Below are 25148 nucleotides of genomic sequence, written 5' to 3' on the forward strand. Positions count from 1 at the left end.
TGTGTCTCAGCGTGCACCAGATCCGCTACGGCGTGGATGTCACTCCCTACGACTGGGCATGGAACCTCGGCGGCCTGGTCCTGCTGGCGATCGGCCTGGCACTGGCCCGCCGCGCGGCCCGCCGCGGCCGGGCCGGGTCGAAACCGTGATCCTCGCGCAGGTGCACCCCGGCTCGGCCGCGGTCCCCGGTCCTGCCGAGCTGGTCACCGCGGCGGCCTCACTGGGGGCGGCCGTCCTCTACGCCTCGGCGGCGGTCCGATTGCGGCGCCGCGGGGACGCCTGGCCGTGGTGGCGCGACGTGTCGTTCACCGCCGGTGCTGCGGGGCCGGCATGGGCGGCGGCGGGACCGCTTCCCGGCGGTCCCTTCACCGGCCACATGGTGCAGCACCTGATCGTCGGCATGACGGCCCCGCTGCTGCTCGTCCTCGCCCGCCCCCTGACCCTGCTCCTGCGTACCCTGGCGCCCGGCGCCGGGCGCCGGCGTCTCCTCTCGCCGGCCCACTCCCGCGGGGCGGGTCGACTCCTCTTCCCTCCGTCGGCGGCTCTGCTGGACGTCGGAGGGCTGTGGCTGCTGTACAGCACCGAGGTGTTCACCTCGTCGCAGCACGTGCCGTGGCTCAACGCGCTGATCCACATCCATGTGCGCCGCGCATGCCGTGCTCGCCAAGAGCATGTACGCGGTGGGGCCGCCCGGCACCGACTTCACTGCGGCTGACCTGCACACCGGGGCGCAGGTGATGTACTACGGCGGCGACCTGGTCGAAGCCGCGCCGGCCACCGTCCTGGCCGGTTCCTGGTACGCGGCGACCGGACGTGCCGAACGGCGACGGTGCCGGGCCCGTGGACGCTTGGGTAGAGTCGAGCGGTGCCCGAGCTGAAGCAGTTGCATGCCGACCATGCCCCGGCGGTCCTGGCCTTCGAGCTGGCGAACCGCGGGTACTTCGCCCGCTCGGTCCCCGACCGCGGCGACGCCTTCTTCGACCGTTTCGCCGACCGGTACGACGCCTTGCTGTCCGAGCAGGAGGCCGGGATCTGTGCCTTCCACATACTGGTCGCGGAGGACGGCTCGGTGCTGGGCAGGTTCAATCTGGTCGACATCGAGGACGGCACCGCGGAGGTCGGCTACCGGGTGGCACAGGACGTGTCCGGCCGTGGCGTGGCGACCGCCGGTGTGCGGGAGCTGTGCCGGCTGGCGGTGACGCGGCATGGGCTGCGCACACTGCGGGCGTCCGCGAGCCACGCCAATGCCCCGTCTCAACGGGTGCTGTTCAAGGCCGGGTTCGTCCCCACCGGACCGGCTGACCCGGCCCACCTCAGCGGTGAGCCAGGCACCTGGTATCAGCGCGACCTGACGCTCGATCCGTGAAGCGCCTTCCCGTGGCGCGAGCGACGAGGCCCGCTGAACCTCACTCGTAACGCAGGCGCAGTGACTCGCGTTCGGCCTCCTCGATCTGGTCGACGGTCAGGCCCGGCACGTTCAGTTGGGCCAGGGTCACCTCGGCGCTGGTCGGCTGGGCGTCGGCGGGTGTCCACTGCTCCGGCTGCCAGGCATGGGCGCGCATCAGCGACTTGGGACAGTGCGGAAAGGCCTGTTCGACCTCCACCACGATCGCCGCGACCGGCGGTTTGCCGACGGGCGTCAGCTGCGCGAGCAGCTCCGGACGCGCCGAGACGCAGGCACGGCCGTTGACGCGCAGTGTGGTCGGGCGTCCGGGGATGAGGAAGAGCAGACCGACGCGTCCGGTCTGCAGCACGTTGTGCAGGGTGTCGAGCCGCTTGTTGCCGGTCGCGTCGGGGATCACCAAGGTCCGCTCGTCCAGCACCGAGACGAACCCGGGCGGGCCGCCGCGCGGCGTCACGTCCGCCCTTCCCTCGGCGTCCGCGCTGCCGATGAACACGAGCGAGGAACAGCCGATCAGCGCGCGGGTCTCCTCGGTCAGGTGATCGGTCTCCTTGCGGAGCGCCTGCGGACTCGGCTGAGGGTAGAGCTCGCGCAGCTGGTCCGGGCCGGTGAGTGCGTCCGCCCGGAGAGATTCGAACAGCGCGCCGGCGGCCCCCGTGTCGATCGTCATACGAGTGACCCTAAAGGACCACGATGCCCACGGGCCGTTCGCCCGCCGGCAGTCGGCGGGTGTCGCCCTCGGCGAAGTCGACGACCGTGATGCCGTTCCCGTAGCCGTCGCGGGTGAGGCCGCCTGTGACGTAGGCGGTGCGCTCGTCCGCGAAGACGGCGACGTACTCGTGCGGCCCCTCCGACGGGATCACCCTGTCCCTGTCGTCCTTGGTTCCGGACGGTCAGCGACGGGCCGTCGTCCCGGGAGGGGTCGATCGGGCCGGTGCCGACGGCCAGGAGGAGGCCGGAGGGGGTGAGGACGACGCGTGCTGGTGGATGTCCGCCGTCATCCGCTCGGGGGTGGAACGGCCGTGGCCGGATCGAGTACGACGAGCCGCTCGCCCTCGAACGGCAGCAGCAGTCTGCCGTCGGAGGGGCGCACGGCCGTGTGGCGCGGCTTCAGCCAGGAGCCGAGCCCGCCCTCGGTGCCGTACGGGGCGGCCTCGAGGCGACGGGTGGCGCCCGAGCTCACCTCGAGAACCGTGACGTCGAAGGAGTCGTGGTGGGTCGTGCAGTCCTCGCGGCCGTCCTCCGAGGCGTCGACGGCGAACGGGCGCCTGCCCACCTCGGTGGTTCCGGTGACCTCACGGGTCGTGGTGTCGATGGTCTCGAGGATGCCGTTGCCGGAGGGCACGTTGACGCCGACGTGGACGTGCCCGCCGACGACCAGGCCGTAAGGTGCCTCGCCGACCGTCACCGAGTCGAACGGGCCCTTGTCCGGGTCGACGAAGGTGACGGTGTCGGCGCCGACGTCCGTGATCAGGAGGGTGCCCTCGGGGGGCGGGCCGGCCGGCTCGGAGCCGTGTGTCGCGGGCGCCGAGGCGGACGGGAAGCCGCCCTCTGCGTCCGACCCCTGCGAGGTCCCCGCGGACGTGCAGCCGGCGAGCAGTGCGGCTGAGGCCAACGTGAGGACGAGGATGCGGGCGGTGCGTCTGCTCACGCGGCACGGTGCCGCGAGGCGGCTCACCGTGCGGTCCGGGAGCCTCGGCAGCGGCGTCCGCAACAGGGCGGAGGCCTCGCGCGGAGCACGGATGTGCGGGGTCATGGCGGCTCTCCTGGTGGCGGTCGACGGCCCGTCGAGTCCGGCTGGGGCCGGACGTCGGTGTGGGGCGTCCCTGATGTCCCGCCCCGGCACCCCATCCGGTCCCGGGCCGGCCCCGTGCCCTCGGCGGACCGGCTGGACGCGACGTGCCGACCGGTCGCCGTCCGGGTCATCAGATCGGTGGACCCGCGGGGTCCCCCGTCCGAGGCCGGAGATGAGTGGAGCCGCGTCCCGCGGCAGGGCAGGCTGGACGCATGCGCTTGGCACATCGCTCGCCGCGCCGGCGGAAAGCCGGTGGGCACGGCCGGGTGCTCATCACGCTGCTGCAGTGGCTGCCGTTCCTGATCGCGCTGGTCGTCCTGGTCGTCGAGCTCACACCGGCGCACTTCATCTACACCGGTCCTCTGCTCACCGCCATGCCCGCTCTCGCGGCGGTGACCCTGGGGCCCAGGGGCACCCTTGCGGCCGCGGCCGGTGCCGTGGCGGTGAGCGTCATCACCGCCACGTACAACCACTCCTGGGCCACGCTCCAGGTCCTGACCAATTTCTCGGCGCTGACCCTCGTCTCCGTCGCCGGTTACATCACCAGCGGCGCGGTGCAGACGCGCAGGCTGAGCGAGCTGGAACAGGTACGGCGGATCGCCATGGCGGCCCAGGAGGTCGTCCTGCGGCCGGTGCCGGCGCGGCTGGGCCCGGTGCGGGCGGCCAGCCTCAGTCTCGCGGCCGGGACGCAGGCGCAGATAGGCGGTGACCTGTACGAGGCGGTGCCGACCCGGTACGGAGTCCGGCTGATCGTCGGGGACGTCCGCGGGAAGGGGCTCACGGCGATGCGCGCGGTCGGTGTCGTACTGGGCGCCTTCCGGGAGGCCGCACACTACGAGGACGAGCTGACCGAGGCCATGAACCACTGCTCGGCCGCCCTGCGGCGGGAGGTGGCCGTCGAGGGCGCGTACTCGCAGGAGATCCGCGCGGAAGGGTTCGTCACCGCCGCCATGGCCCAGGTGTCGGACGAACCCGTGGTGCAGATCGTCAACCGTGGTCACGTACCTCCGCTGTTGCTGCGCCGGGGCAGGGTGCACACGTTGCTGCCCGGGTCGTTCCTGCCACCCCTGGGCCTGGAGGATCTCGCCGACGGCCCGGTGGGCGGGGCGGACAGCTATCCGTTCGTGGCCGGTGACCGTCTGCTGCTCTACACCGACGGTGTGAGTGAGGCCCGCGACCGCGACGACACCTTCTTCCCGCTGGAGCACACCATGGAGCGGATCCGCGCCAGCACGACGCCCCAGGAGTTCCTGGAAGAACTGCACCGGGCGCTGCTGCGCCACACCGGAGGACGCCTGACGGACGACGTGGCCATGATCCTGGTCGACCGGCTGCCGTGAGAAGGGTCCGTGGTGTCCGGGGATCGTGACGGGGAACCCGGCAGACACGGGCTTGCGAAGCGTCCGGTATGGGATCAGGAGCGACAGGACCGACGATGACGGACCGCGTCTTCACGATCGGGCACTCGACACGCAGTTTCGACGAAGTGCTCGGCCTGCTGCGAGGGAACGGGGTCACCTGCCTGGTCGACGTCCGGTCGTTCCCTTCGTCCAGGAAGCACCCGCAGTGGAACCAGTCCGCCGTCGTCGACGCCCTGCCACCCGACATCGGGTACCGCTGGATCCGTGAGCTGGGAGGCCGCCGTCATACGCCCGCAGGCGTGCCGAGTGTGAACGGGGCATGGCAGGTCAAGGCCTTTCGGGACTACGCCGACCACATGAGCACCGAAGCGTTCGCGAAGGGGCTCGCCGAACTGCGGGAACTGGCCCGGCACGAACGGCCCGCGATCATGTGCAGTGAAGCGGTGCCTTGGCGCTGCCATCGCCGGTTGATCACGGACGCGTTGATCGTCTCCGGCACGGAGGTCGTCCACATCATGTCGAGCACGTCGGCCAAGCCGGCCGTCCTGAGTCCCCACGCGAAGGTCAGCAACGGCACCCTGACCTATCCCCCGGCCGGCTGATGCCCGGTTCGCACCTGGTCGAGGACGTCCGGGAGACGGTCGCCGGCATACCTCCCGGTTCGGTCGCCTCGTACGGCGACGTCGGCGAAAGAATCGGTGCCGGCCCGCGGCAGGTGGGACGCGCCATGAGCCTGCTGGACGAGAACGTGCCGTGGTGGCGTGTGGTGTACGCCGACGGTACCCCCGCCTCCTGTCACGGCGGGCGTGCGCCCGAACTGCTGCGCGAGGACGGGACACCCATGCGTGGTGAGCGGGTGGACATGGCCCGTGCGCGGCACCGATGGCCCGCGTGACCGCCCAGGGCGTTGTGAGGGCCCAGTCGTCGGGGAGCCACCGGTTCCCGTCCGCGCGCCGTCGCGGCTCTGGACGCCCACGTCTCCCTGCTCTTCGGCAAGTCCGGGCCGCACCCGTCGAATTCCGCGCGTGTGGAACACTGCCGTGGTGCCCACCTGGATAACGCCGCGCCGACTTGGCGTCGCCGCGGTTCTGTACGCCGTCTTCATCGGCGGCTGGTATCTCGGCCAGCCCCTCCCCCACGTCGGCTGCCCCACGGCCGAGGTGGCGGCCACCTACGATGTGCCGGCGGTCGGAGAGCCCGGCGACGTCTCCGACGACCTGAACCGGTCGTTCGGACAGTTCGGGGAGGTCTTCACCACCGACATCGTCTCCATCGACGGGGTCGTACCGTGCGAGCCCTGGACAGGTCGCCCTCGTCTCGTCGCCTGGCTCGTCGGCGACTGGCGCTGAGAGCGTCGCAGCCAGGGGTGGAGCTGCGACCGGCCGTGGCGGGACCCGTCGGCGAACGGTCCATTATGGGCGTGTACATGCAAGCATCTGCCGTACCAGGCCCCGTCGCCCCTCCCCCGCCCGTCACGCCCGCCCGCGGGAGGGGTCCGGTGGTCACGGCTCCGCCGGCCGGGCAAGGAGGGCGAGCAGGCTCTGTGCCGCTTCGCGGGCGCCTGCGACCTGGCCGAGGCCGCCCTGCTGCGGGGACTCCTCCTACGCCCCTCTCGCCGCAGCCGTCACCCGGGCACACCACCGCCGGCGCCAGGTCTTCGAAGTGGGCGCCGAGGTGGAGAAGGACCTGGCCGAGCCTGTGACTTCTGCGACGGCCTCTGAGCCTCCCGGGCCGGGACGTCGAGACCGGTGCGGCCGGTCCGCGGCGCCCCGGCGGTGCGGGTCACTCGGACACGTTCAGTACCAGCTTGCCGCGGGTGCGGTTGGTCTCCCCCTGGCGGTGAGCCTCGGCTGCCTGATCCAGCGGGAACACGCGCTCGACCTCCACGCGGAGCGCGCCCGCGTCGACCAGGCCGGCAATGGTGGTGAGGGCCGCGCCGTCCGGCTCGACCAGAACGGGGCTCGTGCGCACCCCGGCCCGCGCGGCCGCGTCGGCGAGCTCTGCGGAGACTCCGCCGGGGACGGAGACGACCAGGCCGCCGGGCCGGGTCACCGCCACCGAACGGACATCGGTGGCTTCCTGGGCGCCGACCAGGTCGATGACGACATCGACCTCACCGGCCACGTCCTCGAAGCGCTGCCGGCTGTAGTCGATCGTCTCGTGGGCGCCCAGCTCCTTGAGCCAGGCGTGCCGGGACTCACGGGCGGTCGCCACCACTTCGGCACCGAGATGCCGGGCGATCTGCACCGCCAGATGTCCCACTCCGCCGGCTCCGGCGTGCACCAGAACCCGCTGACCGGCCTGGACGTGCGCCGTGTCGACCAGGGCCTGCCAGGCGGTGAGCGCGGCGAGCGGCAGGGCCGCGGCCTCGACGTGCCCGACCGAGGCGGGCTTGCGCGCGAACTGGCGCGACGGGGCCGTCACATACTCGGCGTAACCGCCGGCCGGGCGCGGGAACCAGGGCATCGCGTACACCTCGTCACCGGGTGCCAGCGTGGTGACGCCGAAGCCGACCTCCTCGACGACGCCGGAGACGTCCCACCCGAGGATCAGCGGCAGCGTCTGCAGTCCCGCCATGCCCTGTCCGGCCCGGGTCTTCCAGTCCACCGGATTGACCCCGGCGGCGTGCACGCGCACCAGCACCTCGGTGGGCAGTGGTGCGGGACGCGCGACCTGTCCCACCGTCAGCACCTCGGGGCCGCCGAATTCGCCGACGGTGACCGCACGCATGGTGTGCTCGCTCATGCTCTCCTCGCTCGTGTCCGCAGTGTGTGTCTGCCTCGGACCGTGGACGGGCCCGATGAGCACAGCCTCGCCCCCGCGCCGGGAACGCCGTGAGTGGCCGGAGGGCCACCTGTCGTACCATTCGGGCCATGGTGCACCGCATTGCCGTACTCGCGCTCGAGGGCGTCCTGACCATGGACCTCGGCATCGCCGCACGCGTGTTCAACGCGGCCCGCGGTCCTGACGGAGCACCGCTGTACTCGGTGCGGACCTGCTCGCTCGGCGGCAGGCCGGTGCGCACCGGTGAGGGTTTCCGCATCGTCGTGGACGACGACGAGTCTTTCCTGGAACGTGCGGACACCGTGGTGGTCGCCACCCAGGAGCCGGAAGAGCGTCTGCTCGCCACCGGCGAACTGCCCGACGACGTCGCCGCGGCCTTCGCACGGATCAGCCCCCGCACCCGCGTCGTCAGCCTGTGCACCTCGGCCTTCCTGCTCGCCGCCGCCGGGCTGCTGGACGGTCTGCGAGCCACCACCCACTGGGCGCTCTGCGACCCGTTCGCCCGGCTCTTCCCGCGGGTCGTGCTCGATCCGGACGTCCTGTTCGTCGACAACGGCCGCATCCTGACCGCGGCCGGCGGGGCAGCCGGCATCGACGTGTGTCTGCACCTGATCCGCCGGGACCACGGGGCGGCGGTGGCCGGGGCGGCGGCACGCCGGTGCGTGGTCGCACCGTGGCGCGAGGGCGGCCAGGCGCAGTTCATCGAGTATCCGGTGCCGGAGGACACGAACCGTTCCACCTCGGCCACCCGCCAGTGGGCGCTGGACCGGCTGGACCAGCCCCTCACGCTGGACGACCTCGCTCGGCACGCGCACATGAGTGTGCGCACCTTCACCCGGCGGTTCCGCCACGAGGTGGGCACCAGCCCTCAGCAATGGCTGCTGCAGTGCCGGCTGAACCAGGCGCGTCGTCTCCTGGAGTCCACCGAGCTGACCGTCACACGCGTGGCCGCCGTCAGCGGGTTCGGCGATGCCGTCGCACTGCGCAAGCACTTCTACACCCACCTCGGTTTGTCACCGCTGGCCTACCGCCGGGCCCACAACGCTCCGAGCCCGACGGAAGCGGTACGTCCCGCCTCGTAGCCCGGGCCGCGCGCCGGTGTCAGTCCGCGCCCACGTTCTGCCGCCCTCCCGGCGTCGCTCGCCGGACGAGCCGGCCAAGGACCTGGATCTGTCGTCCGGGGACACCACGTCCAGGCGCTCGGCCTTCTGGAGCATGCTGACGCTGTCCTCGGCCATCGCGGCCGCCGGTGTCCTCACGGACTCGACGGCCACCGTGATCGACGCGATGATCATCGCACCGCTGTCGACACCGATCATGGGCATCGCGCTCTGCTTCGGCCACGACCTCACCAGCCAGACCTGGACCGTCGATCTGCGAAAGACAGCGGCGCAGAGAAAGCCGGTTGCCGCGACGGCGCTCCCGCGGCGTACCCTGCGCCCGTGGGACTGCGGTTCGAGACGCGCCGGTCCGACTCCCCGTGGGTCGACACCGTGTGGACATGCACCAGCGCTCAGGTCACGGCGATGACGTCGGTGGCCGGAGCACGCCTGGGCCTGGTGTTCTGGGAACAGGACGGCCGGGCGTGCGCGGGCGTCACCGGTCCGGAGACCCGTACCGGCACGGCACCGGTGCCGGAAGGAGCGCACTTCGTGGGCATCGAGTTCGCCTTGGGCACCTCGCTGCGGACGGTGCCCATGCCCGCGTTGGTCGACGGCGGCATCGAACTCCCCGACACCACTCGGCGCACGTTCCGGCTGGACGGCGGGCGCTGGGAGACGCCCGGCCCCGACGATGCCGAGGCACTGGTCGAGCGTCTCGTCCAGGCCGGGGCCGTGGTCCGTGACCCGCTCGTCGCCGATGTGCTGCGGGGCCACCGCCCGGCCGTCTCGGGGCGCACGGTCGAACGCCGGTTCCGCGCCGCGACCGGGCTGACGCGGGGCGCGGTCAGACAGATCGAGCGGGCCCGCACGGCGGCGGAACTCCTGGCGGCCGGAGACCCGGCCGGCGACGTCGTCGCCAAGCTCGGATACTTCGACGAGCCGCACCTCGCCAGGGCGCTGCGCTCCTACGTCGGACGCACCGCCCGACAGCTGCGCGAGGGCGCCGGCGGCTCGATCGCCCTCGATGTGGATCAGCGCCTGACGTCGTAGACCAGCTTCAGGATCCCGTTCGAGTAGTTCTCCGTCTCCCGCAGCGCAAGCATCTGCTTGGCCCGGTCGGCCCGGCCGAACAGGCTCTTGCCGGCACCGAGCAGCACGGGGAACACCAGCAGGTTGTACTGGTCGATCAGACCCTCGTCGGACAGCCGTCGGGCCAGCTCCGCGCTCCCGTGGATGAAGATCGCGCCGCCCTCTTGCTCCTTGAGGGCGGCGACGTCCTCCGTCGAGCGGAGAATCGTCGTCGGTCCCCACCCGTCGACGAGGGCGTCGTCGGGCAGCGTGGTAGACACCACGTACTTGGGCAACTCCTTGTAGGCGGCGTGGTCCTGAGAGTCCGGCCAGACAGGCGCGAAAGCCTGGTAGCTGCGGCGGCCGAACATCAGCGCCGTCGTGTCGGCGAGCTCCTCGCCCTTCAGCGACCAGGCCTCCTCGACGAAGTCGAGGTCCTTGAACACCCAACCACCACTGCGGTGCTCCTCCCCCGGCCCGCCGCCGGGCGAATCCACGACGCCGTCGAGCGACATGAAACCGGTGTAGACCAACTTGCGCATGGCGCGTCTCCTCGGGCTCGGATGGCCAACTGCCGGGTTCACGCTAATTCGCGGACACGGCGGCCGTCTTGGACAGAAACGACAGCGGCCTTTCCTTTGCACATGCACCTTTTGTCTGCAAGCATCGATAGCAGGAAGCACTGTGCGCATGTGGCGCCGTACCTCATACGTGATACGTGCGCCCCGGCAGAGCCGGCGCATACAACCGGGCGCCGTCCCGTCTGCCCCCCCAGTAACCGTGTCTCCGACACGACCGCCACCATCGAACAGGCCAGGAGGCGGATCATGGCCACGGCGGAACTCGCTTCCGATCGAGAGTCGGACTATCTGTCACAGCTGACAATGGCCGCAGCGCGGTATGCGAACCGAAGCGAACGGCGCGAACGGAACCAGTCCGTGGTCGCGACACGCGGCCCGCTCTACGCGGACGAACCCGAGCGGGTCGAGAAGCGGCTGGCACGTCTCGGCGCGGACTGGGCCATGGTCCGGGCGATCGAGCGGACGCCGACGGAACCCGCCAGCAGCGCGGGCAGCACCCTTCAGCTTCCCCCGGAGACCTTCACCAGTGAAGTGCTGGGACTGGAGCGCCTGATCGGCCGCAACAATCTCACTCCCGTCGCGTTCCTCGAGCACGGGGCCCGGGCTGCCCGCTCGGTCGGCCGGATCACCATCAGCGGGCCGGGAGGCGGGCACGGCACCGGATTCATGGTGTCCCCCTGCCTGCTGCTCACCAACAACCACGTGCTGCGCGGCACGGAGGAGGCCGGCCGCAGCAAGGTCGCGTTCGCGTTCCAGGACGGCATCGACGGGAGCCCGCTCGTTCCGGCGGTCTTCGCGCTGGAGCCCTTGCGGTTCTTCGTCACCGACCGCGCGCTGGACTACACCCTCGTCGCTGTGACCCCGCGCGGTGTGCAGGGCGAGGACCTGTCGTCGTTCGGCCGGCTGGTCCTCAGCGAGGCCGAGGGGAAGGTCGTCGTCGGAGAGTTCGTCAACATCATCCAGCACCCGCGGGGCGAGCCCAAGCAGATCGCTCTGCGCGAGAACCAGATCGTCGACGTGCTGGAACGGTTCCTGCACTACGAGTCCGACACGCGTGAAGGCTCCTCGGGTTCCGCGGTCTTCAACGATCAGTGGGAGGTCGTCGCGCTCCACCACTCGGCGGTCCCGAAGACCGACGCCGCGGGCCGGCCACTGAGCGTCGACGGCACCGTGTGGCGGCCGGACATGGGCGAGCAGCAACTGGCCTGGCGGGCCAACGAGGGGGTACGGATCAGTCGCGTGCTGCGGGCCCTGCACGAAGTGCCCCTGTCCGGTGAAGCGGCCCGGCTGCGGGACGAGGTGTTCACGACGGGGCTGACTCCGCCCCCCACGGAGAGCGCCCTTCCGTCGCCCTCCCCCAACGGCGGGCCCACGCTGCAGGGGACCGACGGATCACCGGCACAGACACAGGAACGGACGCACGTGGCCGACGGCACCGTCCACCTCACCCTGCCGCTGCGCATCACCGTCGGCTTCGGCACAGCCCCTGCTGCGCGGACCGCTCCCTCGGCACCGCCGCCCGCGCTCCCCGCCATGCCGGGCGGCGCACCCCGGCCGCCCGCACGCCCGGACGTCATGACCGCCGTGGAGAAGGACGTCGACGCGGCCCTGGCCAGTCACCGGCTCGCGCAGGAACGCCCCTACTACGACCGGACCGCGGACCACGCCGCCCGCGAGGCGTACTACGCGCACGTCGGCACCGGCGACGGTGATGCGCTGCGCCGCGCGCTGACCACGCTGCTGACCGAGACCCACGGGCCCCAGCCGAGGTACAAGCCGATGAGGCTGGTCTACCCCTGGGTCGACCTGCACAAGGACGGCCGGCTGCGCAGCATCTACTCGGGCAAGGACTTCTCCGCCGAGGAGCTCATACGCTCCGACGCGGCCGTGGCAGAGGCCCGCCTGGCCAGGGTGCAGGAATTCATGTTCCAGGAGAGCACGGCGGGGCCGGCCGAGTTCGAGGCGGAGTTCGACGCGCTGGAGGCATCCCTGCCGTTCAACTGCGAGCACGTGGTGCCGCAGTCGTGGTTCGCGAAGCAGGAGCCGATGCGGGGCGACCTGCATCACCTGTTCGCGTGCGAGGTCGGCTGCAACAGCTTCCGTGGGAACTTCCCCTACGCCGACTTCCCCGACTTCGAGGAAGCGGTCCGCGACGCCTGCGGGATGCGGGAGAGCACGGGTTTCGAACCGCAGGACGGCAAGGGCGCGGTCGCCCGTGCCACGCTGTACTTCCTCCTCCGCTACCCGGGACAGGTCGGCGACGTGGCGCGCGAGTTCCCCGAGGACCGGCTGCCGGTCCTGCTGCGGTGGCACGAGAGCGAGCCGGTCTCCGAGTACGAACTGCACCGCAATGCGGCCGTCGCGGAGGTCCAGGGAAACCGGAACCCGCTGATAGACCATCCGGAGTGGGCACGCGAGATCGACTTCACCGGCGTATGGCCCTGAACGCAGCGGCGTATGGCCCTGAACGCAAAGGCCCGGCACACCACGGGGCGCGGCGCCTACCGGAACCAGCCTCGCAGCCCGTCCCCACGAGGCAGGTCGCCGCCGCAGAGTGACGCCCGCACGGCGAGTCGCTCGGGAAGCATCCGGGCGAACCGCGGCGAGGGGGCGACACCCAGTTCCTTGCTCAACAACCGGCAGAACGCGTTGTAATGGCGCACGGCCTCGCTGACGTTGCCCTCCGCCAGATGCGCCGACACGATGGCCCGGTGCGCGCTCTCCCTCAGGGGTTCCGCACGGACGCCCGCCCAGGCGGCCTCCATCCCCAGCGCCGTTCTGCCCTGCCGTATCAAGGCCTCGGCCAGCATGTCGAGTGCGTTCAGGCGCAGTTGCCGCAAGCGTTCACGTTCCAGCAGGACCCAGTCCTCGTCCCATCCCGGCAGCAGATCCTCACCTGTGAGGAGCTTCAGGGGCGGCCGGGTGCGGAAGGACGGGCCGCAGTCCTCCACCACGTCGAGCGCCGTCTGCTGAAGGGCGTGGACGTCGACGTGCAGGGCCGAGGTGACCAGCAGTGAGTCGCCGCAGCACCCGATCAGGGGCGGCTCGCCGTGCGGCATCTTCCACAAGGTGGTGCGCAGGCTGCCCCGGGCATGCTCCTCGGTCACCTCGGGCCACAACGTGCCGGCGAGGACCGTGCGGGGGACCCGGCCTCTCAGCGCCATGAACGCCAGCAACCGCTGCCCGTTGCGGCACAGTTCGACGGTGCCGGTGCCGAGTTCCAGCCGGAACTGGCCGAGCAACCGCAACTGGGGAGGGGACACCAACCTCATCGCCTCGCTCACAGGGTGCTGCGTGAGCGCGCCTCCGAACGCCGTCCCTTACCAGTTTCGGGCCCGAATCCGCCCTCTGCAACCGATGACGTCAGGATGACGTCGCGTTGACGCCGACTCCGTAGCGTCGAACGTGACAGATCCGTCGGCGACTTCCCCCACGCGCGGTGACGCCCTGAGCGACGAAAGGACACGGGTTCGCCATGGTCGCTTTGTCCAATGTCCAGTTCGGCAAGAGGAACGAGGATGTGCGCACCGTGCAGAAGGCGCTCATCGCCCGCGGCCACAAAATACCGAATGGAGCCACCGGCTTCTTCGGCAAGGAGACCAAAGCAGCCTATCGGGCCGAACAACTCGCCCAGCGCCTCACCGACGCCGACGGTGTCCCCGGCTGCACGTCGCTGACCGCGCTCGGCCGCCGTGCCGGCTTCGCCGTCGACTGCAAGGGTGCCGCACCCGGCACCGGGCTCAGCGGCACTTCCGGCAAGGGTCGTGTGCCGTCGCCCGTCCCCGGCCACAAGGTCACCTTCGGCTTCTTCGCCCGAGGGCCCTACGCCTGGAAGCCCGACGGTGTCGGACGGCACACCGGACAGGACTTCGCCGCCGATTCCGGCGTTCCCGTGGTCGCGGTGCGCAAGGGCACCATCGCCTGGTCGAACAGCAAGGGCGGGGCGTACGGCCAGTGGATCGGTTTGAAGGCCGACAACGGCCACGTCTACACCTACTGTCATCTGTCGCAGCGCCAGGTGAGGACGGGGCAGAAGGTCTCCGCCGGTCAGCGGCTCGGCGCGGTCGGAAAGACGGGCAACTCCACCGGGCCGCACCTCCACTTCGAGATGTCCAAGGGCTCCAGCTGGTCCTACGGCAACGTGGCGAAGCCGAGCTGGTGAGCAGTCGCGGGAGCTTTCATGACTCAGCACAATCCCCACCCGGTTCCCACGGAGCCCGGAGTGTTCGTACCCGTCGAGGTCAGGGGCTGGCAGGACGGCTACGACGCGGGCATCAGCTCACCCCCGCACACTCCCCGGACACCCAGTGTCCGCGATCCGGACTACATGCATGCCTGGGCCGAGGGTGCCGCGGCGGGCAACGCCGACGGGAGGACCGAGGGCTGGCGCTGGGCGTACTTCAACGACAGGCCCCGGCCCGATCCCGGCGGTGCGGGCGGCTCCTACGAGGTCCGGGACAGCGGCGAAGGCGGGCACGCCCGCGGCGGGGCCTTCCCGCAGAGCTGGGCCTGCGTGGGGGAACTGCCCCTTCTGACGGTGCTGGAACAGTTCGCACCCGGTCTGCACGGCAGGGAGGGGCTTACGGGAAGGCAGCTCGCCGGGGCGTGCACGGACAAGGGCGTCACACGGTTGTACCTGCCCGTGAGCGTGCACTCGTCCGGAGCCGCCCAGGAGCCCACCGGTGATCCGCTCACCGACGCGGGCTACTGGCACGGCACGGTCCGTGAGTCTCTGGACGAGGCCGCGCCTGAGGCCATCGACCATGTGAGCGTCCGCGTGGTCCGCTTCGCGGCGCTCCTGCGCTACGAGCCGGCCGCCGAGCACCACTTCTTCGACCTCCTGCCGGTGAACGGTCAGCTGCCTTGGACACGCCGCGGCCGAGTACCGGCGACCGGAGCCGGAGGAACCGTTCGACTCCATTCGACCCAGGCTCCCGGAGGAACATCATGACGGCCCTGACCGAAGACACCACACCCGACTTCATCCGGCATGCCGCGGAGTCGGTTCGCTCCCACCTCGCCGCTTCACGTCCGTTGGGGAGCTTCCTCGAACAGGCGGGGACTCTCACTCCGGAGGAGCGCCGTCTCATCGTCGATCAGGCACTCGTCCTGCTGGACCAGAACTATGTCCACCTGCCGCTCAAGACCGCGATGCACGCCGTGAATCCGGTCCAGCGCCTGCGCGTGCTGCGCCGGCGCCTGGAACGGCAGACCCCGCAGACGATGCCTCCGGAGTGGAGCTTCCACGCCGAGATGTCGGAGATCTTCCACTCGGTCCGTGACCTGCACACCAACTACCTGCTTCCTGAGCCCTTCGCGGACAGGATCGCCTTCCTGCCCTTCCTCGTCGAGCAGTACACGGACGCGCAGGGACCGCACTTCATGGTCACGCACGTGGCCGAGGGCTTCTCCGCACCCGGCTTCGTCCCCGGCGCCGAGATCACGCACTGGAGCGGCATCCCCATCTCGGCAGCCGTCGACCTCAACGCGGCCCGGTTCGCCGGCAGCAACGCTCCCGCCCGGCGCAGCCGGGGCGTTCAGTCACTCACCGTACGACCGCTGCGCATCCACCTGCCTCCCTTCGAGGAGTGGGTGACCGTCAGCTACCTCGACGACAGCGGCACACCGCACGAGCTGCGGGAGAACTGGAGGATCGTGGAGAACCTGCCTCCCATGGTGGACGCGGACACGATCAGCACCGCAGCCCTGGCTCAGGGTCTGGACCTCGACGCGGACGAGACCGGCCGGGCCAAGATTCTGCTCTTCGCCCCTCGGGTCGTCACGCAGGAAGAGGCCATCCGGGCCGACGAACCGGTACCCGAGCTGCGCGGGGACGAGATCGCCACGACCATGCCCAAGGTGTTCAAGGCCCAGCAGGTGACGACGTCCTCCGGACGGTTCGGCCACATCCGTATCTTCACGTTCGGCGTGGACGACCCGGTGTCGTTCCTCCGGGAGTTCGTCCGGCTGATCGGCCGACTGCCCCAGGACGGACTCATCGTGGACGTCCGTGACAACGGCGGCGGGCACATCCACGCGGCCGAGTTCGCCCTGCAGGTCCTCACCCCCCGGCGGATCGTCCCCGAGCCGGTGCAGTTCATCAACACCCCGCTCAACCTGCGCATCTGCCGCAGGCATCAGGACTCCTCCGGCGTCGGCCTGGGTGCCTGGGTCCCCTCCATGGAGCAGGCCGTCGAAACCGGGGCGACCTTCTCGAGCGCCTTCCCCCTCAGTCCCGAGGACGGCGCGAACGCCATCGGGCAGCAGTACTTCGGGCCGGTGGTGCTCATCACCAACGCGCGCTGCTACTCGGCCACCGACATCTTCGCCGCCGGATTCCAGGACCACGGGATCGGCCCTGTGCTCGGCACCGACGAGAACACCGGCGCCGGCGGAGCCAACGTCTGGACCCACAAACTCCTCTCCGACCTCCTCGCAGGCGACCGGGACACGCCCTACGCGCCACTGCCGAAGCGAGCCGGCATGCGCGTGTCCATCCGCCGCACCCTTCGGGTCGGTGCCCTGTCCGGCACTCCCGTGGAGGACCTGGGCGTCGTCCCCGACGAACTGCACCGGATGACCCGCCGGGACCTCCTGGAGGACAACGCCGACCTCTTCGACCGGGCAGGACTGCTGCTCAAGGACCGGGAGCCGCACACCGTGTCCGTCACGGACGTCGTCGCGGTCGACGGATCCGTGAAGCTCACGTTGCAGACGGCGAACGTCGATCGCCTGGACGTCTACGTCGACCAGCGTCCCCAGGCGTCGGTCGACCTCGTCGACGACCAGGCAGAGGTGTCGGTTCCCGCCGCGGCGCCCGCTCGCGCAGCCCGCATCGACGGCTACGAGGCGGGCCGGTTGGTCGCCAGCAGGACACAGGCGCTTCCCTGATGCGGACGCCACGTCACGTCTCGGCGTGCAGGTGGTCGAAGTACTGTTGAATCCCGGTACCGGCGAGATCCTCTCGGCGGCGGGCAAGGAGTCCACCGGCTCCCGGGAGGCCCGTTCAGCGACGGCGGCCGTCGTCGTGCCGGTGACGATCACGCCGGTGGCCGTCACGGTTCCGTTGATCGCCGAGCAGAGGGACGGTGTCGCAGTACACGACCCGCCCGGGAGTGGTGGGCGGGGTGCCCGCGTCGGGCGGTATGCCGTCGGTCTCCATGACCAGCAGGCGGAGTCGGTCCCGCGGCACGCCGGACGGCAACGGGACCTGCCCGACGTAGGACGGCCTTCGTGTGGACGCGGCGTCGATCGAGGTCAGCGTCACGGTCGTGTCGTGGAGCGTGACCCAGGCGAGGTCCTCGTCGGGAACGGCGGTGCGGCGCTGCACGGTGGCCGTGATCCGGGGCGGCGGGGAGTCGACCGGATCGTACGACGGGCCCGTGACGCTGACGGTGGGCACGTCGTCCAGCCGCACCCGGAGTTCACGGTCGGGCAGTGTCTGGACCAGATCGCTGACGACGACCGGTGAGATCTCCGCGTCCGGGATCGAGTTCGGCTGGTAGCGGACCAGAGCCAGCCGCGCGAACGGCAGATACGTGTCCCCCGTGTCGAGGTCCAGATCGCAGAACCAGCGGTTCCCCTCGGGATCGAACTGCGGCGGGAAACCCACCACGGTGACCGTGGGTGACGGCTGAGTTCCGGGCGCGGGCCTGACGTTCTCGGCGTGCCGCACCGCGTTGGTGAACGTCGACACCGTGGGGGCGACGACGTCGGCGGAGCGGTGGATCGGGTCACGGCCCATCACCGTCACGCCCAGGCCGTCCGTGGCAGTGCTGCCGGCTCCCGGTACCGGGCCGACCACCACCCCGAGGAGTTCGCCGTCTCCGGAGGAGAACCAGGGACGCTGGAGGAACACCCGGATCCCGCGGCCGTTGCGTCGCCGGACGACCGTCCCGGGTTCGCCTTCGACGGTCTCGAAGGACAGCGTGGGTACGCAGTACAGCACTCTCGGAGCGGTGGGCGGGGCGCTGCTGGGTATCGAGTGCACCACAGCCGTGCCCCGCACGGTCAGCGCGGTCGCGTCGTCCTCGGCGAGCCGGGACGGGAAGTAGTCGCCGAACCTGGTTCCGGCCACCGGGTGATAGAGCACCCGGCGATGCTTGGTGTCGCCGAACTCGTGCTTCTTCGGTTCCGTCCGTTTCGGTTCCGTCCGTTCCGGGTCCGTCCGTTCCGGGTCCGCCGCCTTTTCGGTGGTCCGGGTGTCGAAGGTGAGGGTGCCGTCCACGAGGGTGGCGGGTTCGGAGTCCGTGTCTTCGTCGGCGGGCAGCGTTGCGGTGAGGAGATCGAAGACCGGCGTGGTCATCGGCCGTTCGGTACGGCCTTCGTCGCCTTCGTCGACCACTTCCGTCCAGTTGGCGACGACTTCGATCCGATCGGTACTGCCCTGGTCCAGCTTGATCGTCCCGGCGACGTGCTCGGCCGTGGCGCCGGCGGGACGAGGCGCTGTGGCTCGCAGGTCCAGGACGGGTTGTTTCAATGGCCGCTGCACGGCATGAACGAGGGTGATTTCCTGGCCGGGTGTGAACATCCAGTGGCGCCCTGCCGCGGCCAGGTCCAATGCCCTGGATGCCAGCTGCCGCTCCTCCTCCTGCAGTGCCGCCAGCTCCCGCAGGGCCGCGTTCTCACCGTCCTCCTCTCCGTTCTGCGGCACGGGTCCCGGTGCCGCCGGTGGACCGGGCTGCTCCCTGCACCAGGCGGCCAGGCCCATCAGCGTCTCGTCGAACCGGATGGCGGAGCACACCCGCACGGTGGCCACTCGCCCCTTGGGCAGTGAGACCGTCAGCACGCGTGACGACTCGTCGAAGTGAGGTGGAGCGTTGCCTTCGGCGAGCCTGAGCCGGAACGACCGGGGCCGGTGCCAGTCGCTTCCTTCCCACGGCACCTCGAACGGCTTGCCTTCCTCCATGCCCGGCAGGCCCAGCAGCAGAGTCCCCTCAGCCATGGGTTCGCGCAGGTAGGGAAGGTCGATCTGTTCACCTCCGTGCCGAGCGGTTGCCACGGGGTGATCGGGGTCGGCGGCGGGCGAGTCGACCCGCTGCACCTCCACGTCGGGAGCCGGATCGTTGAGGGAGCCGCTCTCGCGGGATGCCAGCGCGTAGCCGGCCTCCCTGGCGGCTCGGTCGGGAGAACCGATGGCCCCGTCGAGCAGCCCGTGCCGCTCCACACACTGCAGCGAGGCGTTGGGGGCCACCAGGTGCCGTTCGTCGACACCGCTGAAGGGAGTGTGGTCGCCTGTCGTGACCAGGGGTGAGCTGTTGAGGTCGACGGCGTACTGTTCTGCGGTCCGGGCCGGTTCCGTGCCCCGGCTGCTCCCGGCCGTCCCGCCGGATGCTCCGGCGGCAGCGTCGCAGTCGACGGCGAATCCGCTCTTGCGGCCGAGTTCCGTCAGGGACCGACAGCCGGGTATGCCGTCGGCGTCCCGACCACGGAAGCCCTGCTCGCGCTGTTCGGCGGCGTAGGCCTCCCCGGTCTGCGGCCCGAAGTGCCCCGTGGCACCGGCGGGAATGGGGTGGTTGCGGGCGATCAGGGCCTGCTGGACGAGACGTATGTCGTCGTTCGTCCGACCGGGCCGCACGTTGGCCAGCACGACGATCCGCGCACCGGGGTCGGGGGACGCGCCGCCGGCCGGGCCCGGTTCGCTGCCCGGGGTGCTCCGGATGACCATCCGGAACGCCGAGGCACCCTCGTCGAGATGCAGTCTGGGCGCGACGGCAGGTGCCGGCACGGACTCGAACCTGCGGAACACCAGGGGCCCGCCCGCGGGCAGCACCCAGTCGCCGCTGTCCTCCCGGTCCACCAGGGCGTTCGCTTCGCCCAAGGTGAGGCCGTTGCCTGCCAGGTCGACCGTGCGCAGCCGTACCCGGTAGCCACGGCCGAACCTCAACCGGGGCAGCGAGCCCTTCTGCACCCTGGTCTCGATCTCCAGCGGGAGGTGCGTCTGTGCCTCGTTCGCGGGTTCGACGACCTCGTCGGGCGCTCCGTCCCCGATGCCCAGGACCCGCCCGGGGCGGGGAGCCGACAGGGACCAGCCTTCCCAGGTCGTGATCCGTTCAGGGATGCGCAGTTCGCCGCTTTCTGCACCTTCCGGCGAGGACACCAGGTTGACCTGGAAGAACCCCTCGTCGGACACCGTGAGGAGCGGCTCGTCCTCGCCGGGCGAACGGTATGCGACGGTGCGTGCGTGCAAGGAGTACCAGCGTGCACGGGAGTCGTCCCAGACGTCCATCCGGTGGCCCCTGACCAGGTCGTCGGCACAGAGGTCGGGCATGGCCGGAGAGTCCGCGCGGTTTGTGCCCTGGCCGTCCACCGCCTGTTGCTGCGCCGCCAGCGCGGCGGCGGCTGCGTCGTTGTGCTGGGCCGCCTCGGCGAACTCGTCCTTGAGTGCCCCTTTGCGATCGTCCCTGACCAGGGAGATCCCCTGGGTGCGGACCGGAGCCAGCCCTTTGGTCTCGGGTGACGGATCGTTCGGATCCGGTACGGCGCCACCGGTCTCGGCGGGGTCCCGGGCGAGGTCCGCCAGCTGCAGCGCGGCGGCGTCGATGTTGGCCTGCTCGAGCGAGAAGTCCGCTTCCGGCAGCGCCACGAGACCGAGCGCCGGAGAGCCCAGCGGGTCGGCGTCGGGGTCCCGGGCGGCGGCGACGAACAGCTTGCGGTCGGGCAGGAAGACGTAGCGGGTACGCGGGGGCAAGTCCTGCGAAGCCGGTCCGAGTGCGGACTCCCAGTGCGGCACCACGCTGATGAAGTGATCGCCCGGGGAGACGGGTATGTGCTCGGTCGGCAGGAGGAAGTCCAGGATCAGGCCGAGCCGCCGGAGCAGCGCCGGGTGGTCGCCGAGTGAGGTCAGCATCTGGTGGAAGTCCGGCTCGGGTTTCTCCGGTGCGGGATCCTGTCGGGCCTCGCCGCTCGCGAGCGTCGGTGCGCTCTGGACCGCTGGGCGGTGGAAGGCCGCCATGTCGCCGAGAGCTTGGCGCATGTCGTCGGCCTGGCGGGCGAGTCCGGGCTTCTCGGAGTTCATCATCCCCCGTATGAGGGATCTCATTTCGGGGGGCTGCTCCGGGGACTTGCTCGCCGCTGCCCGGTAGAACGTCCGGGTCGTGCGGGCGGCAGCCTCGGCCGAGTAGGTGCGGGCCCTTTCCGCTCGCGGGGCCATGTTCTCGAAGACGTACGGCTCCAGCGGGATGTCGCCACGGAAGAGTTTCTTCCAGAGCGTGTTGTCGGGAGCCCTACCGGACGGCCGGACCGCATCGCTGAGCGAGGATGAGACGTCGTCGGTCAGCGTGAATCCGAAGGTCGCGTCCTTGATGCTTTCGGGCCAGGCGAGGAAGTCCCGAAACGGCTGCAACGTGCCGCGGGACTGCTGCGGCGGCTCGGTCGCCGTACCCGGGTCCGGTACTCCGAGGCGGGGAGCGACGAGCACCGAGATCTTCACCTGTGTGCCGTCCGCCGACAGGCCCGCCGGGAGCACCGTCCACAAGACTCTTTGTTCCAATTCCATGATCATTTCCTGACCGGTCTACGGTTCGTCCTCGAAGGCCAGGCAGTACTCCTCCCAGTGCGTCTCTCTGTCGAAGCAGTCGACGAAGGTGGGATCACCGGGCGCACCCGAGAAACTCCGCTCGAGGGTGAGGGACACGGACTTGCTGAAGAAGGCGATCTTCACACTCACGGTGAGGGTGCCTCTTCCCCTGACGACCGACTCGTTGCCGTGCTTCTCGTAGGTCAGCTCCAGGTAGAACTCGACGGAGACGGTGACGATGCCCAGGACGCTGAGGAAGCCGCTGCATCGCAGATAGCCGCCCACCTTGACGAGGTTGTCCCTGACCTCGAAGCGGACACCGGCCATGATCGTCACTCCGCCGCTCGCCACGCCCAGATTCAGTGACGCGCCCCCACCGAACTCGATGGCGCCCTCGACCTCCCTGATTCCCTTCTCCGCGTCGACGAGCACGGAGAGGTGGCCGCCCCCGCCGAACAGGGAGACGATGACGTTGAACGGACGCTGTCGTTCGGAGACCGAGAAGCGGAAGGCGATGGCCTTGTCGGCGTCGAAGGGGATGGTCAGCTCCGTGCGCAGGGAGACGTTCGTGAGTGAGAAGACGCCGATCCCGATGGCCGGCAGCGCCAGCGCGTAGCCCGTACGGATGCCGGAGGGCTGGACGTCCACGAACGCACCGGAGCCGAAGGCGTCAGCAGGCAGAGCGCTGCGCAGCGTGTCGACGAATCGGAGATCCCCCAGGAACTCCATGTCCAGGCCGGACGCCGACACGTCCGGCTTGTTGCCGGGGACGGCTGTGAAACGCAGGTCGGCGATCCTGACACGGACGACGTCGGCGATCTCCAGCGCGACATCGCGCAGTCTGCCCTCGATCGACGTCTTCTGCCCGGCTTCCTTGGACACGACCGTCCGTGCGTCCAGGGTCAGCACCGCGCGGGAGACGTCCAGGGGGAACGGCTGCCCGGGGGACTCCGGCGCTGCGAGCTTCGTCTTCCACACGTAGCGCAGTTCCTTGCCCGCACCGTCGGCGAGGTCCCGGACGCGCAGCACCGGGGCGGGGATCGTGCCGGCCGCATCGTCCAGCAGGGCCTGGATCTCTTGGTCCCCCAGTTGCCTCAGGCGGTCCAACTGCTGCTTCTCGATGGACCCCAACAGGGGCCCCAGGTCGATGAAGCCGAGCAACTTGGCTGCGCCAAGAGCGTTCCTGATCTCCGTGGTGGGGTCGTTCCCGAACACGTCCGGTACGACACCCGCCTGGCTGGTGATCACCTTGACGGCGGCGTTGGGCCGCGCGAGCCCACCGACCTTGTCCGCGGCGAACTCCAGACCGACCGCATCGACCAGGTTGAGGTAGGCGCGTGCCGGATGTGCTGCCATGCCGCGGTCGCGGTATGTGTCGTTGAACTCGACGGGCACGTCTCCCGCCTTGGGCGTGAACGGTTCGAGGGCGGGGACCCGCACGTCGGCGCCGGACACGACGAGTGTGCCGGCCAGCGGATGGTCACCGCCGTCGACCTTCCGTTCCATCTCGAATTTCAGCTTGCCCACCGCGTGACTGGTGCTGCCGGGAGCGTCCGCCGGGGCCTGTGCCATGGCCATCACCTGACCGTCCAGGGGCCGCACGACGCGATCCTTCACCCCCGCCTCACCCGGCAGGTAACGGTCCTGCAGCTCCTTCCAGTTGTCAGCCAGTGAGGCGGGCACGAAGACCAGCGGCGTGGTGAAGCTGACGTTGCGGCCCTCGTGATCGGTCGCGACAACGGTGAACAAATGGTCATGTCCACCGCCTTCGAGCTCGATCCAGAACGCCTTGGAGGCCTCCGGCTGGCCATCGGTTTCCGTAGGGATGGCCCATTCGGTCTTGAGCAGCGGCGTGACCCGGTCGGTGATGCGCAACGCTCGGAAGGGCATCTTGCGTCCCTGATGCGCGAAGCCGGTGTTCTCCCCGTAGCGCACTTCGGGTTCACGCAGGATGATCCGGTCCTCCCGACGCAGGTGGGCCACGATGCCACCGTCCCTGTCGGCGACGAACAGTCGCTTGACCTCGCGCACCAGGAGAGCCGGGTGCCCGGTGGACAGAAAGCCCCGGGTGACGACCCTGACGAACTGGTCACGTCCCAGGCCCGTGATGTGGTCGTACGCCGCCAGGTCCGGGCTTTTCCTGCCGATGCTGTTGAGCTGCCCGGCGGGGCCGTCCGGCACTTTCTCCCAGGCGCCGTGCAGGTGGGCGGACGCCCCCATGGACGTCGCGATGAACTGCTCGGCACGCAAGGGCGCGCTGGGCAGCGCGATGGGTGCGCCCGTGGAGTCGATCAGCTCCGTTCGGCTGGTGAGCGTGACCAGGTCGTCCAGGTTCGTCGGAGTCAACGGCACGTCCACGGGGACGGGAGCACGGTCCTCGGCCCGCCGCAGGGCCCGCAACAGTGCGTCGCCACCCCGCTCGCTGCTCAGCAGCGCGTGCCACAGCCCGGTTCGGCCATCGGCGGTGCGAGGCTCCGGCGGACACGTCCAGTTGACGGGTTCGTCGTAGGTGAGGAAGAGCCGGGCGGGGAACTCGACGATGCTTCCGGGGAGTCCGGTGGGGGTCGTGCCCGGCTGAACCACCGGCACGGTCATGGGCACCAGCCGTTCCCAGTCGAGCAGGGCGTCCAGGGACAGTTCCAGACTGTCCACGTCGGGCGGCACCGAGAAGACCAGCTGGGACGCGCCGGAGGTGAAGGCCTTCGTCGTCCCGATGGGGGCGGTCGTGCCTACGGGCTGCCGGGGAATTTCCTCCAGGACGTGTTGCGGTGGCAGCCCGAAGAGAAGCAGTGTCGGCGCGGCCGGCTCCCGTCGCACCAGGCGGCGGCCGTCGAACCGGAGGTTGACCAGGTCGATGTCGACCACGAGCATGTCCGCCGGCCGCACGACCCGGAACGGCCCTACCGCCTCGCCGTCGGGGCGGTCCGGACGACCCCCGCCACCATGGGGGCGGTCCGGACGACCCCCGCCACCATGGGGGCGGTCCGGACGACCCCCGCCGCCACCGGGGCGGTCCGGACGCCCGCCACCGCCACCGGGGCGGTCCGGACGCCCGCCACCGCCACCGGGGCGGTCCGGACGCCCGCCACCACGGGGGCGATCCGGACGACCCCCGCCACCGGGACGTTCGGGGTGACCGCCGCTTCCGGGACGGCGGGGACGTCCTCCCGCGCCCGAACTCCCCGGGCGACCGCCGCTGTCCGAACCACCGTCCCTGTCACGTCGGCGCAGCTCCAGCCCGTGTGCCGGTGCGACGGCATGACTGCTGTGGGAAGCCATGACGGAACCCCCTCGTACGAGGGATGCGAAGACAGACCCCGGTTCGAGGCCTTTCGCCTCTCCCTTCCCATGGTGCGCCGGAGTGCGGGACATCACCACTGAGTGGCCCACCGTACGCGCGAGATGTCGCTCGGAAACCTTCAATTCGTCCCCGTAGCAACGACCTGGGACACGCTGTCGGCGGCATTACCTCGCATCCATGGTTGAGGCATGATGACACCCTTGGAGACTGCTTGCGAAGAACCCGTTTCCGCACG

At 70.4% G+C, this 25148-nt stretch carries 20 protein-coding genes and 2 pseudogenes; 14 read left to right on the forward strand and 8 right to left on the reverse strand.

The window, feature by feature from the left end:
• The first annotated feature begins 11 nt into the window (after nucleotides 1-11).
• From ACZ44S_RS31320 to ACZ44S_RS31330, 3 genes are all read left to right on the forward strand, one after another.
• Nucleotides 12-149, forward strand: coding sequence for a DUF2243 domain-containing protein (locus ACZ44S_RS31320; RefSeq protein WP_466934934.1), 138 nt, complete (start codon nucleotides 12-14; stop codon nucleotides 147-149).
• Nucleotides 146-715, forward strand: a complete 570-nt coding sequence (locus ACZ44S_RS31325) for a cytochrome c oxidase assembly protein (protein ID WP_466934936.1) — start codon at nucleotides 146-148, stop codon at nucleotides 713-715. The genes ACZ44S_RS31320 and ACZ44S_RS31325 overlap by 4 nt, the downstream gene beginning before the upstream one ends.
• Nucleotides 716-865: 150 nt before the next feature.
• Nucleotides 866-1366, forward strand: a complete 501-nt coding sequence (locus tag ACZ44S_RS31330) for a GNAT family N-acetyltransferase (protein ID WP_466934939.1) — start codon at nucleotides 866-868, stop codon at nucleotides 1364-1366.
• Nucleotides 1367-1406: 40 nt separating this feature from the next.
• Here ACZ44S_RS31330 and ACZ44S_RS31335 read toward each other — a convergent pair whose 3' ends face one another.
• Together ACZ44S_RS31335 and ACZ44S_RS31340 are read right to left on the reverse strand one after the other, a co-directional pair.
• Nucleotides 1407-2072: an MSMEG_1061 family FMN-dependent PPOX-type flavoprotein gene (locus ACZ44S_RS31335; RefSeq protein ID WP_466934942.1), complete on the reverse strand. Its 666-nt coding sequence runs from the start codon at nucleotides 2070-2072 to the stop codon at nucleotides 1407-1409.
• A 10-nt stretch (nucleotides 2073-2082) separates the two neighbouring features.
• Nucleotides 2083-3158: pseudogene (locus ACZ44S_RS31340) on the reverse strand (hypothetical protein).
• Between the two features lie 251 nt (nucleotides 3159-3409).
• On the opposite strand from ACZ44S_RS31340, the gene ACZ44S_RS31345 reads away from it, so the two are divergent.
• The 4 genes from ACZ44S_RS31345 (at nucleotide 3410) to ACZ44S_RS31360 (ending at nucleotide 5907) form a co-directional block, all read left to right on the forward strand.
• Entirely contained in the window at nucleotides 3410-4537 is a 1128-nt protein-coding gene (locus tag ACZ44S_RS31345) for a PP2C family protein-serine/threonine phosphatase (protein WP_466934944.1), read from the forward strand.
• 95 nt (nucleotides 4538-4632) lie between these two features.
• Nucleotides 4633-5160, forward strand: coding sequence for a DUF488 domain-containing protein (locus tag ACZ44S_RS31350; protein ID WP_466934947.1), 528 nt, complete (start codon nucleotides 4633-4635; stop codon nucleotides 5158-5160).
• Nucleotides 5160-5453: an MGMT family protein gene (locus tag ACZ44S_RS31355; RefSeq protein WP_466934950.1), complete on the forward strand. Its 294-nt coding sequence runs from the start codon at nucleotides 5160-5162 to the stop codon at nucleotides 5451-5453. The genes ACZ44S_RS31350 and ACZ44S_RS31355 overlap by 1 nt, the downstream gene beginning before the upstream one ends.
• Before the next feature lie 148 nt (nucleotides 5454-5601).
• Complete coding sequence (locus tag ACZ44S_RS31360; RefSeq protein ID WP_466934953.1) at nucleotides 5602-5907, forward strand: hypothetical protein; 306 nt, start codon at nucleotides 5602-5604, stop codon at nucleotides 5905-5907.
• A 433-nt stretch (nucleotides 5908-6340) separates the two neighbouring features.
• Here the strand turns inward: ACZ44S_RS31360 and ACZ44S_RS31365 are convergent, their stop codons facing one another.
• A complete protein-coding gene (locus tag ACZ44S_RS31365) occupies nucleotides 6341-7303 on the reverse strand; it encodes an NADP-dependent oxidoreductase (protein WP_466934956.1) in 963 nt (320 codons plus the stop codon).
• A gap of 128 nt (nucleotides 7304-7431) precedes the next feature.
• On the opposite strand from ACZ44S_RS31365, the gene ACZ44S_RS31370 reads away from it, so the two are divergent.
• The 3 genes and pseudogenes from ACZ44S_RS31370 to ACZ44S_RS31380 all read left to right on the forward strand — a co-directional run bounded on the left by ACZ44S_RS31370 (nucleotide 7432) and on the right by ACZ44S_RS31380 (nucleotide 9495).
• Nucleotides 7432-8424 carry a GlxA family transcriptional regulator gene (locus ACZ44S_RS31370; protein ID WP_466934958.1) on the forward strand — a complete coding sequence of 331 codons (993 nt, stop codon included), beginning with the start codon at nucleotides 7432-7434 and terminating at the stop codon, nucleotides 8422-8424.
• Between the two features lie 16 nt (nucleotides 8425-8440).
• A pseudogene (locus tag ACZ44S_RS31375) lies at nucleotides 8441-8674 on the forward strand (TIGR00341 family protein); the annotation flags it as partial.
• Between the two features lie 110 nt (nucleotides 8675-8784).
• A complete protein-coding gene (locus ACZ44S_RS31380; RefSeq protein WP_466934961.1) occupies nucleotides 8785-9495 on the forward strand; it encodes a helix-turn-helix domain-containing protein in 711 nt (236 codons plus the stop codon).
• Here ACZ44S_RS31380 and ACZ44S_RS31385 read toward each other — a convergent pair.
• Nucleotides 9477-10055 (reverse strand): dihydrofolate reductase family protein, encoded by a 579-nt coding sequence (locus ACZ44S_RS31385; RefSeq protein WP_466934964.1) that lies wholly within the window; start codon nucleotides 10053-10055, stop codon nucleotides 9477-9479. The two genes, ACZ44S_RS31380 and ACZ44S_RS31385, sit on opposite strands and share 19 nt — an antisense overlap.
• A gap of 396 nt (nucleotides 10056-10451) precedes the next feature.
• Here ACZ44S_RS31385 and ACZ44S_RS31390 point away from each other — a divergent pair, with 396 nt between their 5' ends.
• Nucleotides 10452-12539, forward strand: coding sequence for an endonuclease (locus ACZ44S_RS31390; protein WP_466934967.1), 2088 nt, complete (start codon nucleotides 10452-10454; stop codon nucleotides 12537-12539).
• Nucleotides 12540-12595: 56 nt separating this feature from the next.
• Here the strand turns inward: ACZ44S_RS31390 and ACZ44S_RS31395 are convergent, their stop codons facing one another.
• Entirely contained in the window at nucleotides 12596-13366 is a 771-nt protein-coding gene (locus ACZ44S_RS31395) for an AfsR/SARP family transcriptional regulator (protein WP_466935094.1), read from the reverse strand.
• Nucleotides 13367-13569: 203 nt separating this feature from the next.
• On the opposite strand from ACZ44S_RS31395, the gene ACZ44S_RS31400 reads away from it, so the two are divergent.
• Genes ACZ44S_RS31400 through ACZ44S_RS31410 form a run of 3 tightly spaced genes read left to right on the forward strand, consistent with a single transcriptional unit; the run spans nucleotide 13570 to nucleotide 16985 of the window.
• Nucleotides 13570-14256 carry a M23 family metallopeptidase gene (locus ACZ44S_RS31400; RefSeq protein WP_466934969.1) on the forward strand — a complete coding sequence of 229 codons (687 nt, stop codon included), beginning with the start codon at nucleotides 13570-13572 and terminating at the stop codon, nucleotides 14254-14256.
• Between the two features lie 18 nt (nucleotides 14257-14274).
• Nucleotides 14275-15045, forward strand: a complete 771-nt coding sequence (locus ACZ44S_RS31405; protein WP_466934972.1) for a hypothetical protein — start codon at nucleotides 14275-14277, stop codon at nucleotides 15043-15045.
• Nucleotides 15042-16985, forward strand: coding sequence for a S41 family peptidase (locus ACZ44S_RS31410; RefSeq protein ID WP_466934975.1), 1944 nt, complete (start codon nucleotides 15042-15044; stop codon nucleotides 16983-16985). The genes ACZ44S_RS31405 and ACZ44S_RS31410 overlap by 4 nt, the downstream gene beginning before the upstream one ends.
• A gap of 115 nt (nucleotides 16986-17100) precedes the next feature.
• On the opposite strand, the gene ACZ44S_RS31415 is transcribed toward ACZ44S_RS31410, so the two are convergent.
• Genes ACZ44S_RS31415 through ACZ44S_RS31425 form a run of 3 tightly spaced genes read right to left on the reverse strand, consistent with a single transcriptional unit; the run spans nucleotide 17101 to nucleotide 24833 of the window.
• The gene (locus ACZ44S_RS31415) at nucleotides 17101-21591 is read right to left on the reverse strand and encodes a hypothetical protein (protein ID WP_466934977.1); all 4491 of its coding nucleotides are present in this window, start codon (nucleotides 21589-21591) and stop codon (nucleotides 17101-17103) included.
• A gap of 18 nt (nucleotides 21592-21609) precedes the next feature.
• Nucleotides 21610-24477, reverse strand: a complete 2868-nt coding sequence (locus ACZ44S_RS31420) for a hypothetical protein (protein ID WP_466934980.1) — start codon at nucleotides 24475-24477, stop codon at nucleotides 21610-21612.
• A 35-nt stretch (nucleotides 24478-24512) separates the two neighbouring features.
• On the reverse strand, nucleotides 24513-24833 hold the full coding sequence (locus ACZ44S_RS31425) for a hypothetical protein (RefSeq protein ID WP_466934983.1): 321 nt from the start codon (nucleotides 24831-24833) through the stop codon (nucleotides 24513-24515).
• Nucleotides 24834-25148 lie beyond the last annotated feature (315 nt).

The organism is Streptomyces malachitofuscus, assembly GCF_055571035.1.

Coding starts and splice junctions, on each gene's coding strand:
- ACZ44S_RS31385 (WP_466934964.1), bottom strand. CDS start 10,055: ATGCGCAAGTTGGTCTACACCGGTTTCATGTCGCTCGACGGCGTCGTG.
- ACZ44S_RS31345 (WP_466934944.1), top strand. CDS start 3,410: ATGCGCTTGGCACATCGCTCGCCGCGCCGGCGGAAAGCCGGTGGGCAC.
- ACZ44S_RS31410 (WP_466934975.1), top strand. CDS start 15,042: ATGACGGCCCTGACCGAAGACACCACACCCGACTTCATCCGGCATGCC.
- ACZ44S_RS31350 (WP_466934947.1), top strand. CDS start 4,633: ATGACGGACCGCGTCTTCACGATCGGGCACTCGACACGCAGTTTCGAC.
- ACZ44S_RS31400 (WP_466934969.1), top strand. CDS start 13,570: ATGGTCGCTTTGTCCAATGTCCAGTTCGGCAAGAGGAACGAGGATGTG.
- ACZ44S_RS31335 (WP_466934942.1), bottom strand. CDS start 2,072: ATGACGATCGACACGGGGGCCGCCGGCGCGCTGTTCGAATCTCTCCGG.
- ACZ44S_RS31370 (WP_466934958.1), top strand. CDS start 7,432: ATGGTGCACCGCATTGCCGTACTCGCGCTCGAGGGCGTCCTGACCATG.
- ACZ44S_RS31355 (WP_466934950.1), top strand. CDS start 5,160: ATGCCCGGTTCGCACCTGGTCGAGGACGTCCGGGAGACGGTCGCCGGC.
- ACZ44S_RS31405 (WP_466934972.1), top strand. CDS start 14,275: ATGACTCAGCACAATCCCCACCCGGTTCCCACGGAGCCCGGAGTGTTC.
- ACZ44S_RS31365 (WP_466934956.1), bottom strand. CDS start 7,303: ATGAGCGAGCACACCATGCGTGCGGTCACCGTCGGCGAATTCGGCGGC.
- ACZ44S_RS31395 (WP_466935094.1), bottom strand. CDS start 13,366: ATGAGGTTGGTGTCCCCTCCCCAGTTGCGGTTGCTCGGCCAGTTCCGG.
- ACZ44S_RS31415 (WP_466934977.1), bottom strand. CDS start 21,591: ATGGAATTGGAACAAAGAGTCTTGTGGACGGTGCTCCCGGCGGGCCTG.